This is a genomic window from Streptomyces sp. NPDC020898 (assembly GCF_044333925.1).
Lineage (GTDB): Bacteria > Actinomycetota > Actinomycetes > Streptomycetales > Streptomycetaceae > Streptomyces.
On sequence record NZ_JBIRRV010000024.1, the window covers coordinates 47,379 to 60,063 of the forward strand.

Annotated in this window: 12 protein-coding genes; 8 read left to right on the top strand and 4 right to left on the bottom strand. The window is 69.8% G+C overall.

Going from position 1 to position 12,685, the window contains the following annotated elements; translation table 11 throughout:
• The first annotated feature begins 67 nt into the window (after positions 1–67).
• Positions 68–1,372 carry a sensor histidine kinase gene (locus ACH4TV_RS42660; RefSeq protein ID WP_398406784.1) on the top strand — a complete coding sequence of 435 codons (1,305 nt, stop codon included), beginning with the start codon at positions 68–70 and terminating at the stop codon, positions 1,370–1,372.
• On the top strand, positions 1,369–2,025 hold the full coding sequence (locus ACH4TV_RS42665) for a response regulator (protein ID WP_398406785.1): 657 nt from the start codon (positions 1,369–1,371) through the stop codon (positions 2,023–2,025). The genes ACH4TV_RS42660 and ACH4TV_RS42665 overlap by 4 nt, the downstream gene beginning before the upstream one ends.
• A gap of 133 nt (positions 2,026–2,158) precedes the next feature.
• Here the strand turns inward: ACH4TV_RS42665 and ACH4TV_RS42670 are convergent, their stop codons facing one another.
• The 3 genes from ACH4TV_RS42670 to ACH4TV_RS42680 all read right to left on the bottom strand — a co-directional run bounded on the left by ACH4TV_RS42670 (position 2,159) and on the right by ACH4TV_RS42680 (position 4,913).
• A complete protein-coding gene (locus ACH4TV_RS42670; protein WP_398406786.1) occupies positions 2,159–3,385 on the bottom strand; it encodes a cytochrome P450 in 1,227 nt (408 codons plus the stop codon).
• Positions 3,386–3,516: 131 nt separating this feature from the next.
• A complete protein-coding gene (locus ACH4TV_RS42675) occupies positions 3,517–4,719 on the bottom strand; it encodes an NAD(P)/FAD-dependent oxidoreductase (protein WP_398406787.1) in 1,203 nt (400 codons plus the stop codon).
• Positions 4,716–4,913 carry a ferredoxin gene (locus ACH4TV_RS42680; protein ID WP_257569167.1) on the bottom strand — a complete coding sequence of 66 codons (198 nt, stop codon included), beginning with the start codon at positions 4,911–4,913 and terminating at the stop codon, positions 4,716–4,718. Before ACH4TV_RS42680 ends, ACH4TV_RS42675 begins: the two co-directional genes overlap by 4 nt.
• A gap of 104 nt (positions 4,914–5,017) precedes the next feature.
• On the opposite strand from ACH4TV_RS42680, the gene ACH4TV_RS42685 reads away from it, so the two are divergent.
• From ACH4TV_RS42685 to ACH4TV_RS42700, 4 genes are all read left to right on the top strand, one after another.
• A complete protein-coding gene (locus tag ACH4TV_RS42685; RefSeq protein WP_398406788.1) occupies positions 5,018–5,647 on the top strand; it encodes a TetR/AcrR family transcriptional regulator in 630 nt (209 codons plus the stop codon).
• A gap of 464 nt (positions 5,648–6,111) precedes the next feature.
• Positions 6,112–6,822 carry an SDR family oxidoreductase gene (locus tag ACH4TV_RS42690; protein WP_398406789.1) on the top strand — a complete coding sequence of 237 codons (711 nt, stop codon included), beginning with the start codon at positions 6,112–6,114 and terminating at the stop codon, positions 6,820–6,822.
• Between the two features lie 93 nt (positions 6,823–6,915).
• A complete protein-coding gene (locus tag ACH4TV_RS42695; protein ID WP_398406790.1) occupies positions 6,916–7,923 on the top strand; it encodes a DJ-1/PfpI family protein in 1,008 nt (335 codons plus the stop codon).
• Between the two features lie 215 nt (positions 7,924–8,138).
• The gene (locus ACH4TV_RS42700) at positions 8,139–8,537 is read left to right on the top strand and encodes a MerR family transcriptional regulator (protein ID WP_398406791.1); all 399 of its coding nucleotides are present in this window, start codon (positions 8,139–8,141) and stop codon (positions 8,535–8,537) included.
• Positions 8,538–8,747: 210 nt separating this feature from the next.
• On the opposite strand, the gene ACH4TV_RS42705 is transcribed toward ACH4TV_RS42700, so the two are convergent.
• On the bottom strand, positions 8,748–9,683 hold the full coding sequence (locus ACH4TV_RS42705; RefSeq protein ID WP_398406792.1) for an NADP-dependent oxidoreductase: 936 nt from the start codon (positions 9,681–9,683) through the stop codon (positions 8,748–8,750).
• A gap of 806 nt (positions 9,684–10,489) precedes the next feature.
• On the opposite strand from ACH4TV_RS42705, the gene ACH4TV_RS42710 reads away from it, so the two are divergent.
• Together ACH4TV_RS42710 and ACH4TV_RS42715 are read left to right on the top strand one after the other, a co-directional pair.
• Positions 10,490–11,743, top strand: a complete 1,254-nt coding sequence (locus ACH4TV_RS42710) for an MFS transporter (RefSeq protein ID WP_398406793.1) — start codon at positions 10,490–10,492, stop codon at positions 11,741–11,743.
• 84 nt (positions 11,744–11,827) lie between these two features.
• Complete coding sequence (locus ACH4TV_RS42715; RefSeq protein ID WP_398406794.1) at positions 11,828–12,670, top strand: aldo/keto reductase; 843 nt, start codon at positions 11,828–11,830, stop codon at positions 12,668–12,670.
• The last annotated feature ends 15 nt before the right edge of the window (positions 12,671–12,685 follow it).

Sequence of the window (12,685 nt, forward strand, 5' to 3'; positions counted from 1 at the left end):
CCGCCCGTCGGTCCGGTTCCCCAGCGGACCGGCGGGCGGCTCCGACATCTCGTGGAGACAAACACCCGTGAACGCACCGAGCGCCCGCGCCCAACCCGTAGACCCGGACGACCTCCAGGTCCTCAAGACCCTGACCGGGGACCCCGAGCAGCAGGTGATCGTCTCAGTGCTCTCCAAGCTCGCGAGATGGCGGCGAGCCGACCGGGCCCACTCCTGGGTCCGCCACTGGGGCGTCCCAGCATTCTGCGCAGGACTCGGCGTGAGCTCCTTGGCCAACCCCTACAACACCGCCCCCGTCCCGCTGCAGCTGGCCCTCCTGCTCGCGTTCTGCGTTCCCCTGCTGTGGCGGGAACGCCGCCCCATGCTGGTCTTCGTGGTCGTCACCGCCGTCGCCGTGGCAACCCTTCCGATGGGGGTGCTGACGGGCGCCGAGACCGCACGGGTCGTGGCCCTGTTCAATGTCGGCCGCTACTGCACCCCACGGCAGTTGGCCATCGCCATAGGCGTGTCCACCGCCCAACTGGTCGCCTGGGCCGTCGTCTTCTGGCAAGGCCGTCAGCTGGAGTTCGCGACCCGTCCGGAGGTCGTGAGCCCGATGGCGGTGGCCGGTCTGATGGCCTTCGCCCTGCTGGGTCTGCTCACCCGGCTGGCCCACGCCTACGTCGTCGCGCTGCGCAAGGAGCGCGACCGTCAGGCCCACCTCGCCGTCGCACAGGAACGTGCCCGCGTCTCCCGCGAGATGCACGACATCCTCGGCCACACCCTCGCCGTCATCGTCGGCCTCGCCGACGGCGCCGCCGCGCTCGCCGCCACCAAACCCGAACGCGGCGCCCAGACCCTCCGCATCATCGGCGACAGCGGCCGCCAGGCCCTCGCCGAACTGCGGCGCCTGCTCTCCGTCATCAGCGAGGACGACGGCCGGCCACACGACGCACCACTGTCCCCGCAGCCCGGACTCGTCGACCTCGACGCACTGCTGGAGCGCGTTCGCGCAGCAGGCCCCACCGTCATCCTGGACTCCCAGGGCGACCTCACCGGCATGACGCCCGGCCTCCAGCTGTCGATCTACCGCATCGTCCAGGAGGCCCTGACCAACACCGTCAAGTACGCCGCCTCCGACACGACGGTCCACCTCCGCATCACCGCCGGCCCCGATGCCGTACGCGTCACCGTCGACGACACAGGCCCGCCCCGCGCCCGGCGAGCAGAGCGCCGGACCCGCACCGGGGGCGGCCGGGGTCTGGTCGGCATGCGTGAACGCGCCGCCCTCTACGACGGCGAAGTCACCGCCGGCCCCAACGACCGTGGCGGCTGGACCGTCCAGGCGCTCCTCGTCCCCAATCCACCCTCCCCGGAGAGGCACCCCGCATGACCACCGTGCTGATCGTCGACGACCAGGCTCTGCAGCGGATGGGCTTCAGCATGCTCCTGGAGGCCCAGCCCGACATGACGGTCGTCGGCGAGGCCACCAACGGCAGCGAAGGCGTCCGCATGACCGCCGAACTCCGGCCCGACGTGGTCCTGATGGACGTCCGCATGCCCGGCATGGACGGCATCGAGGCCACCCGCCGCATCGTGGAGTCCGGCGGTCGCTCCCGGGTCCTGGTCCTGACCACCTTCGACCTCGACGAATACGCCTACGACGCCCTGCGCGCCGGTGCCAGCGGCTTCCTGCTCAAGGACGCCCAGCCCGACGAACTCGTCGCCGGAGTCCGCGCGGTGGCCGCCGGCGACGCCGTCATCTCACCGGGCCTGACCCGCAAACTCATCGACACCTTCGGCGACCGCTTCCCCGGCAACAGCCCACAACAACAGCGCCGGCTCGCCGACCTCACCCAGCGCGAACGAGAAGTCCTCACCGCCATCGCCACCGGCTGGACCAACTCGGAGATCGCCGAACACCTCCACCTCGCCGAATCCACCGTCAAGTCCCACATCAGCCGCATCCTCCCCAAGATCGACGCCCGCGACCGCGTCCAGGCGGTGATCTTCGCCTACGACACCGGCCTCGTACGACCGGTGTGACCGAGCAGCGTCCCGGTGAACTCGCGCACGACCGGTAAGAGGGATGGCTACAGATCTGCAGCTCCGTCAAATTGGCGTACAGGTCCGCAATGGCGGGTTCCTCGGCCTGTTCACCTGTCTGACACGGTGCCGGTCACCAGGCGACCGGCAGCCGGTGGGGTCCGTAGGTGAGGGTGTTGTTCCGGAACTCGATCTGCTCCAGCGGCACCGCCAGTCGGAGGTTCGGCAGCCGGCGCAGCAGCGCGGGCAGTGCGATCTGCAGCTCGACCCGGGCCAGGGGCTGGCCGAGGCACTGGTGGGCGCCGTAGCCGAAGGCGAGGTGGCCGCTGGTGTTACGGTCCGGGTCGAAGGTGTCGGGGTCGGCGGAGAAGGTCGCGTCGCGGTTCCCGGCGGGCAGGTTCACAGCCACGGCTTCGCCGGCCCGGACGAGCTGCCCGCCGACGGTGACATCCTCGGTGGCGACGCGGTAGATCGCGTCCTGGACGATGGTCAGGTACCGCAGCAGTTCCTCGACCGCGTTCGCCATGACGGCGGAGTCGTCCGTGTCACGGATCCGGGCGAGCCGGTCCGGGTTCTCCAGCAGGGTCAGGGTGCCGAGGGCGATCATGTTGGCCGTCGTCTCGTGCCCGGCGACCAACAGCGTGTTGGCGTTGACGACCACGGTGTCGCGGCTGATCTCCCCGGCGGCGACCCGCTGGATCTGCCGGCTGATCAGGTCGTCCTCCGGCTCGCGCTCCCTGCGCGCCACCAGCTCGTACATGTAGCCGGCCAGGGCCACGGTCGCGGCGTGCTTCTCCTCGTCCGAGGCGTCGGCCGTGATGATGGTGGCGCTTTGCTCCTGGAAGAACGCGTGGTCCTCGTAGGGCACGCCGAGCATCAGCGAGATGACCATGGACGGAATCGGGAATGCGTAGGCACTCACCAGATCCGCCGGCTGCCCCTGACTGATCATCTGCTCAAGGAAGTGATCGGCCTGCTCCTGGATGAGCGGGCGCAGCCGCTCCATCCGCTTGACGGTGAACTCGCCGGTGAGCATCCGGCGCAACCGGATGTGTTCCGGGCCGTCCATGCGTATGAAGGGCTGGGCCGCCTCGGGCCCGGCGCTGGACGGTACGGGAAAGCCGGGCGTACGGTCGTCCGCGCTGAGTCGCGGGTCGCTGAGAACCTCGCGGATGTCGGCGAACCGGCTCACGACCCACATCGGCCGGCCGCGCCACAGCACCCGCCGCAGACCCTCGCCCTCACGCCAGTCCGCGTAGTCGGTCGGCGGATCGAAGGGGCAGCGCCCGGACCGTACTCCCGGGAACGGGGGAAGACCGGTGTGGTCGACCGGGTCGGTCGTGCTGGTCGTCGTAGTCATGGATCTCTCCTTGAAAAGGCATGAAGGGCTTGAGGGGGGGGTGGACGACTTCGAAGGCTGGCGGGTGGGGTGTCGCTGGCGCGCTCGGCGGCGACGCCCACCCGGTCGGCGCCGTCGGCCCGCGGATGCGGTCACGCGGCGGCGGTGTCCGTGACGGCCGCTTCCCAGGCCGCGCCGGAGGCGATGAGGGCCCGCCAGGCGCGCAGGATCTTGGGTGACTTGCCCATGGCGAGCACGCCGGTGAGCCGGTCTCCCCGGCGGTAGGCCACAAGGAGCTGCCGCGCCGTGACATCGCTTTCCAGGACGAGTGCTTCGTCGTGGTCGCGCAGATAGCCGTACGCCTGGACTCTGGTGTCGTACTGGTCCGACCAGAAGTACGGCACGGGGGCGAACGGCCGTGGCTCGTCCGGGTTGAGCAGGTTGTGGGCGACGGTGAGGGCCTGCTCGCCGGCGTTGGTGCGGTGCTCGACGCGCATCTTCGTGCCGAAGAGCGGGTTGTGCCAGCAGGCCACGTCCCCCACGCCGTACACACCGGGTGCGGCGGCACTGAACTCGTCGCACACGAGCCCGCCGTCGAGAGCGAGCCCGCTTCCGGCCAGCCATTCGGTGTTGGGCAGGGAACCAATGGCGACCAGGACGTCGTCGGCGGGCATCTCGCTTCCGTCGGCCAGCGCGACACCGGCGACCTCGCCACCGACGCTGAGCACTTCGCTCACCGCCGCGCCCGTGCGCAGTCGGACGCCATGGTCACGGTGGAGTTGCGCCAGGAACCACCCGGGCTCCTCACCGACCGCCTGCGTCATCGGCACCGCGTCGGCTTCCAGCAGGGTCACGTCCACGCCGAGCCCGCGTGCGACGGCGGCCACCTCGGCGCCCAGGAACCCGGCGCCGACGATCACCAGCCGCCGACCTGCGCCCAAGCGGGCCTTCAACGCCAGCGCGTCGGTCAGGGTACGCAGTGTGTGCACCCCGGCCACCTGCTCGGTCCCGGGCAGCGGACGGGCGCGTACGCCGGTCGCCACGACGAGAGACTCGTACGGCAGCCGGGCGCCGTCCGCCAGCAGAAGCGTGCGCGCGGCCATGTCCAGTCCGGTCGCCTTCGCCCCCAGTCGCAGGTCCAGACGGAGCGCGTCGATGTCCGCCCGCCCGCGCAGGGCGAGCCGGTCCGGCTCCCACTCCCCTTTGAGGATCTGCTTGGACAGCGGCGGGCGGTCGTACGGGAGGTGCGGCTCGTCACCGACGAGCGTGATCTCCCCCTGATGTCCTGCCCGGCGCAGCGCCTCCGCCGTGGCCAGCCCGCCCGCCGACGCGCCGACCAGCACGGTGCGACTCATGACGTCGTCACATGGATGGCGGCGGCGGGGCAGGCCAGGGCCGACTCACGCACGACCGGATGCAGCACCGGATCGGGCGTCCCATCGAGCAGCACGACCACGCCGTCCTCCTCCCGCTGATCGAAGACCTCGGGCGCGATCAGGACGCACTGCCCGGCGGCCACGCACTTGGGTTCGTCCACGGCGACGTTCATCTTCATGGCGGTTTCCTCTCTTGGTCGGCTGAAGCACTCTCAAGAAGCACGTTAGCCGACATCCGTCGGTAAACCAACATGCGTCGGATAGGTAAGGTGGACTCATGGCCACGACAAGACAGAGCACCCCTGTGGGCGACCGGCGCGTGCGCCGCACGCACGCCGCCCTGCAGGGCGCGTTGATCCAGCTCGTCGAGGAACAGGAGCTGGGGCAGATCAGCGTCGCCGACGTGGCCGAACGGGCCGGGGTGAACCGCACGACGTTCTACGACCACTACCGGGACGTGCATGAACTGGCCGAAGCGGCCTGCACCTCGACGATCGACACCCTGATCGCGTCCGTCCCCGCCCTCGACTCCACCTCGGCCGAGTCGGACGCGGACCCCGCCAGTTCACTCGTGGCATTCTTCGAGAACCTCGCCGACCACGCGGGCCTCTACCGCAGCCTGCTGGGACCCCAGGGCAGCGCCCGCGTCATCGATCACATCCGCAGTCGCATCTGCACCACCGTCCACGTCGCCGTACGCGTGAACTCCGGCACCGCGCCGGACAGCGTCGCGTCGGCGGACATCCCGCACGACGTACCCGCCGCATTCATCGCCGGCGCACTCCTCGGCGTGGCCACCGACTGGCTCCAACGCGACAGCCCCCGCACACCGAACGAGATGGCCGAACTGACCTGGCAACTCCTCGTCACCCACCACCCCACCGACGCCCGGCATGCCACAACATGAGGTGATCCTGCGGCTCGCGAGCCTCGAGAAGAATCGCCCGCGAACGACGATCAAGACCGCAGTCGACAGCGCGAAGGGCTGGAGGACACGCTGGGCGGCGGGGATCCACGGACATGCGGCTGGGAGGAAACCACCTTCGCCCAGCTCTACACGCCCCGCGCCGCCCTCGCGTCCATGCCGCACGGAAGTCACCGCAGGCCGGGGGCGGACAAGCATTCCGAATCTGCCACCCAGGCCAGGCTTTGAAGCCACCCGGCCCGACTCCGGCCCGGTGCTGCTGGTCGGCCGGCGCCCGCCCGCGCGACGGCGCGGGGATCACCGTGAGGCAGCGGCGTCTGTCTTCTCGCGGAGGTCTCACCCGGAAAAGACTTGCACCTGACGTTGGCGTCAGGTTCTAGCGTGGCTGTTGTCGGGCCCATCAGAGCGCTCCCGACTATGCATACCTACGTGAAGGACCACCCCCCATGCACATCACCAATTCCGTCGCCCTTGTCACCGGTGCGAGCCGCGGCCTCGGCCATCACTTCGTCACCCAGCTGCTGGAGCGGGGAGCCACGAAGGTGTACGCCACCGCACGCAACCCCGAGCGCGTTGATCTGCCCGGAGCGGAGGTGCTGGCGCTCGACATCACCGACCCGGCCTCCGTCGCCGCCGTGGCGGAAGCCGCCTCGGACGTGACGCTGCTGGTCAACAATGCTGGCATCATCACCATCAATGGCCTGGTCAACGGTGACCTGGACCAGATCGAACTGGAGATGGACACCGCCTACTACGGCCCGTTGCGCATGATCCGGGCCTTTGCCCCGATCCTGGAGGCGGGTGGCGGCGGGGCGATCGTCAACGTCCTGTCGGTCGCATCCTGGGTCCCCTCCGAGCACTGGGGTGCCTACAGCGCGGCCAAGGCCGCCGCGTGGAGCCTGACCAACAGTGTCCGCCTGGAACTCTCGCGGCAGAACACCCTGGTCACCGGCCTGTATCTGGGACCCACCGACACCGACATGGCTAAAGGTCAGCCATTCGAGAAGAACGATCCGGCCGACGTCGTCAGGGCCGCGCTCGACGGGGTCGAGGCCAAGCAGTCCGAGGTCATCGCCGACGCGCTGTCCGCGCGGGCCAAGGCCAACCTGGCTCTGGACCCCGCCGTGGTCTACACACCGGCCGCAGTCTCCGCCTGACATCCAGGCTCACTCACCACAGGGCGCGACTTTTCGCAACCGAGGAGCGCCCTCTCCATTCCCCCAGCTCGCAGCGTGAAAGAAGGCCCCGCCATGAACGCCCCCACCTCCTCGTCGAAGCCCAAGGCACTGATCGTCGTCCCGTCGGCCGCTGTCCTGCCGCTCACCGCACCGGCGGACCACCCCGGCGTCTCGACCGGGTTCTACCTGGTCGAGCTGGCGCAGATCCTCAAGGAATTCGGTGACGAGTACGAGTTCACCTTCGCCACCCCCGGCGGGCTCGTCCCGCAGCTGGAGATCAACGGCCTGGCCCTGTCGATGCACGCCGCGGACAAGTTCAGTTCCGCGACGGTCTCGGCCACCGCGGCGCAGGCGTTCCGCTTCGATGTCGACACCTTCCGTGCCAAGCGGCCCGGGCTCGTCGCCCGCCGGGACAGCGAACTCGCCCTCGCCCGCCGCTACCTGGGCCGCCTGCCGGTCTCCGAGGCGCTGCCGGGCAGTGACAAGGAGGTCGTGGTGCTGCGGGACGACCTGGTCAAGTCGATGCAGGACCTGTCGGAGCACACCTACCAGTCCATCGAGCAGCTCGTGCTCAGACACCGTGACCCCGAGGACGCCTTCGACCTGGGCGCGTTCGACTTCGTGCACATGCCGGGCGGCCACGCTCCCATGGTCGATTTCGTCGACAACCCCTGGCTCGGCGAGCTCCTGCACACCCTGCGGGAGAACGGGGTGCTGATCTCGCTGATCTGCCACGCCCCGGTCGCCATGGCCTCGGCCAAGTACCGGGTGGGTGCTGACGGCACCGTCGTCACCGACCTCGACCACGCCTTCAACGGCGTGCGGGTGACCACGGTCGCCAAATCCGCCGAACTCTTCGTCCTCAGCAACGGCTACCTCAAGATCCCCGGCAAGAAGGTACGGATGGGCTACTTCATCGACGAAGCCCTCAGGAACGCCGGCTACAAGGTGGAGACGACCACCAACCCGACCGCCATCAAGGTCATCTGGGAGGAGGGTGTCCGCCTGCTCACCAGCAACGGTCCCCAGTCGATCGACGAGCACGCCGCCCGTCTGCGCACCCTCCTGCCGAACCACTGACCCTCACCCTCCTGGCACCGCCGGGACCACAGACTTGGCGCATGCCATCCACGGATGGCATGCGCCAGATCGGCATGTCCACCTGATTCACCGTGATCCGGCACGCTGCTGCCGGACAAGAAGAAAGGCCCGTGATGACGACGTCAGCTACGCTGAAACCTCACACTGACGTCAGGGGCAACTCTGGCGCCACGCCAACCCGGCAAGGAGGAGCAATGCGGATCGGAGAGGTCGCCGAACAGGCGGGGGTCAGCGTCCGGGCACTGCGGTACTACGAGGAGCAGGGGCTGCTCGGCGCCACCCGTACTGGTGGGGGGCAGCGACAGTACCCGGACGGCGCGGTCGCCCGGGTCAGGATGATCCAGCAGCTGTACGCCGCCGGCCTGTCGAGCAGGCTCGTCCGCGAGGTCCTGCCGCGGTGCATGAACGAGGGTGAATCGCCCGTCGGGTTCAGCGACAGCCTCATCACCGAACGGGCCCGCATCGACCGCCAGATCGGCGACCTCACAGCAGTGCGCGCCCGCCTCGACGAGATCATCGCGGTGGCGACAGACCCCAGCCACCCGCACCACAGCCACCCCGTACGCGGCGGCGCTGCCGCCAGTACCGCCTGAGGCGTTCTTGTCGCACACCGCTGATGAGTGGTGTGCGACAAGAACGCCTCAGCGACCGACCCCGTCGTCGCCTCGGTGGGGTCGCTGCGCGCGCAACGTCGCCCGCCTGGCTGCACGGCCTCGTCACGGTCTGTGCGTCCGGTACCGGACGGCGACGGCCTCTGTCCCAGCTGGGACAGAGGCCGTCGTGCGAGAGGGTGGGTGTCGTGCTCAGTCCATGGTGAGGACGACACGTCCCTGGAGCCCGCCCCTGGTCATGCGGGCGTATGCCTGCGCGGCCTCCTGCAGCGGGTAGGTCTCGGCCACGCGGAGCGCCAGGTGTCCGGCCGCGGCCAGATCGGACAGCGTCGAAAGCATCGCTGCGTCCGGGCCGACCTGCGTCAGGAGGACCCGGATACCTCGCTCGGTCTGGGGCAGGGCGTCGAGCCGTGTGGTCACGAACCTGCCGCCGTCCGCCACCGCACCGATGGCGGTCTGCCCCAGCCTGGCTGTGTCGAGAACGGCGTCGACTCCTTCGGGGCGCACCGTGCGGACGGTCTCGACGAGCGGCTGCGACGCCGGCACGTATACGTCAGCCCCCGCCACCTTCGTCGCGAACTCGCCGTCGGACGAGAGGTCACTGGCGATAACCACGGCTCCCCGGCGCTTGGCCAGCTGCACCGCGTAGCCGCCGACCGCTCCCTCCGCACCGGTGATGAGCACGCTCTGGCCCGCCTGGATGCCGAGCAGTTCGACGGACTGGGCCGCGGTCAGGCCGTTGAGGGGGATGGTGGCGGCATGGACGGGGTCGACGCCGGCGGGCGCCGCGGCGATCGCCTGAGAAGGAACCACGATGTACTCGGCCTGGCCCCGGTTCAGCCCCAGGGGCAAGCCGTGACTGAACGCGATGACCGGCTGTCCGGGCGTCCAGTGGATCCCCGGGCCGACGGCGTCGACGATGCCGGCGACATCCCAGCCGAGGCCATAGGCGGCCCCCTCCGGCGGAGCGGGGAAGAAGCCCCCGCTCCAGGCCGCCACATCGGTCGGATTGAGCGCGGCCGCCTGGACCTTGATACGGATCTCGCTCAAGCCCGGAACAGGCTTCTCGACTTCGGCGACCTCGACGACGTCCGGGCCGCCGAGCGAACGGTAAACGGCTGCGCGCATGAGTACTCCTGCTGTCGGTCGCACCTGCTCACAGCAGACGCGGAAGATCACTGACGTAGAAAGGCGATGTCCGCAGGGAGCCGCGGAGCGCCAACAGCCACCACGCTAAAACCTGACGCCAACGTCAGGTGCAAGTCGGGCAGCGTTCGGCATGAGGCCGAGCACGCCGAGCTGGCTCTCCTCCATGGTCCAAGCCCTCGGTCGAGTAGAGCGGGGTGCAGGGACGCCACGCAGGACGTGGCAGGGAAGTCGTCACCAACGACACCGCGCAGATCATCGAGCGAGAGGACCTGCGAGGCCGACCAGGTACGGGCCAGCGTCGACTTGCTCGCGCCGAGGGCTCCGGTAAGTCTGTTCTCGGGCAGGCCCGGGTACAGCACCGAGGTGGATCTCCCTGCGGGTGACGGGAGCGGGCAGCCCAGTTCAGGCGCTGCCCGGCGCTGTCGGTGATCAGGGCGGCGGCCTCGTGCAGATAGCAGGAGGCGTCACCGTCACGGTCCGGCTCGAGCTGCTCCGCCCGGCGTGCGGCGGTGCTGACCACCTGCGCGAGCATCGGTGAGGACGGCCCGCCTCCCGTGCCGCGGCCGTTACCCCGATTCACGGTGCACACGCTCACGTTCTCGGCATGAGGGGGTCCCTGCTGTTACCCCTCACAGGCGTGACTGTCTGCCGCTCTCGACTGCTGGTTTCGTGGATTGCGGCGGGCCAGAAGTGCTCCGCCCGCACCACCTACGGCGCGCACGCCGCTTTGGCGGAACGCCTCCGGATGACCGGGGCCCGCGCCGGCTCTCTTGAAAGGATCGTCAGTGAGTTCCCCCTCGTCCACGAAGCCGGATCCCTCGGCCGCCGCACCCCTCACGGGTGACAGCGGCACAGCAGCGCCTGCCGGGAAGGTCAAGCTGCCGCCGGTGGTGTGGCTGCTGGGTGCCATCACCTTCATCATGGGCACCAGCGAGTTCGTCGTCTCCGGCCTGCTGCCGGAGATTTCCGGCGCCCTGGGTGTCAGCGTCTCCAGCGCCGGAACGCTGATCACCGCCTTCGCCGTCGGCATGATGATCGGCGCACCCGTGATGTCGATTGCGACCCGGCGCCTGCCGCGTCGCTCGGCCCTGGTCGCCGCGCTGCTGGTCTTCGCCGCGGGTCACGTCGTCAGCGCGCTCAGCTCCAGCCTGGGGCTCGCGCTCGTCGGCCGGGTCGCCGCCGCGCTGGGCAACGGGACCTTCTGGGCCGTGGGCGCGGTGGTGGCGACCGCCGCCGCCGGACCGGCCGCCAGCACCCGTGCCACGGGCGTCATGGTCGGCGGCATCACCCTCGCCAACATCGTCGGCGTCCCGCTCGGTACGGCAGCCGGCCAACTGAGCGGCTGGCAGGCCCCCTTCTGGATGCTCGCCGCTCTCGCCGTGGCCGCCGCCGTGGTGGTGGCCCGCCGGCTGCCCGCCGACACCACACGCACCGACACCTCCCTGCGCGCCGAGACGGCCGCGCTCAAGCATCCGCGCCTGTGGCTGGTCTACCTGGCCATCGCGCTCATCCAGGCCGGCATCATGGGTGCCTACAGCTACGTCGCCCCGCTGCTGACCGAGCGGGCCCACCTCGCGAGTGCCGTGGTGCCGCTGGCGATGCTCGGCTTCGGCATCGGCGCCCTGGCCGGCACCACGGTCGGTGGACGCCTCGGCGACCGCCGGCCCTACACCACGCTCATCCCGGCCACCGCAGTCACGGCCGCGATCCTGGGCGCCATCACCCTGTGGGCGACCAACAGTGTCGTGGCCGTGGTCCTGGTCGTGCTGCTCGGCGCAGCCGGCTTCGCCAACAACCCCATCGTCGTCGGCGAGGTCGTCCGCATCGCCGGAGCCGGCCGGTCCCTTCCCATGGCCCTGGCCACGTCCGCCTTCCAGGTCGGCATCGCCACAGGTTCCTGGCTCGGCGGCATCGCCCTGACCTCCAGCCTGGGCCTCAAAGGCCCGTCGCTGACCGGCTTCGCCTTCGCTCTCGCAGCCCTGCTGCCGCTGGGCCTGCTGGCCGCCTCCCACCGCAACGCGGAATCAGCGCGGAGCTGACACCGGTCGGAGAGGCCGGGCCCTCCCCGTGCAGCATCCGACACCTCGATCCGAGCAAGCCGTACAAGACAGTTGGAGACCACCATGGAGCACCGTCTGCTGGGCCGTACCGGCCTGTCCGTCAGCGAAATGTGCCTGGGCGCGATGATGTTCGGCCCGTGGGGCAACCCCGACCACGACGAGGCCACCCGGACCATCCAGCGCGCCCTGGACGCCGGCATCAACTTCATCGACACCGCCGACGTCTACTCCCACGGCGAGTCCGAGGAGATCGTCGGACGGGCCATCAAGGGCCGCCGGGACGACATCGTCCTGGCCACCAAGTTCCACAACCCCATGGGGGACGACCCCAACCAGCGCGGCAACTCCCGACGCTGGATCATGCGGGCCGTCGAGGACTCGCTGCGCCGGCTGGGAACCGCAGGCCGGCATCAAGCACCGCTGAGCAGACGGCTGCTGCCCGGCCGACGCCCCCACACACAGCCAGAAAGCGAAGGTCTCAGCCATGACCAGCAAGATCCCCAGGTTTCCCTCAACAACGGCGTGCACATGCCGATTCTCGGCTTCGGCGTCTTCCAGATCCCCGAAGACCAGACCCAGCAGGCGGTGGAGGCCGCGCTCGAAGCCGGCTACCGCCTGCTCGACACCGCCGCGGCGTATGAGAACGAGCGAGCCGTGGGCCGGGCCATCGCCGCCAGCGGCATCCCCCGCGAAGACCTCTTCATCACCACGAAACTGTGGGTCCAGGCCTACGGCCAGGACAGCGCCGAGCGCGCCTTCGACCGCTCGCTCGACCGCCTCGGTCTCGACCACCTCGACCTTACTTCGCCCGCGAGGGCTTCAGCGTCCAGGCCGCCGACTTCTCCACCACCGGCCTCGACCAGTTGCGGGCCGCCGCCCGGCAGCAGGGGGTGGCCGATCGTGTGACCGTCGTCGTGCACG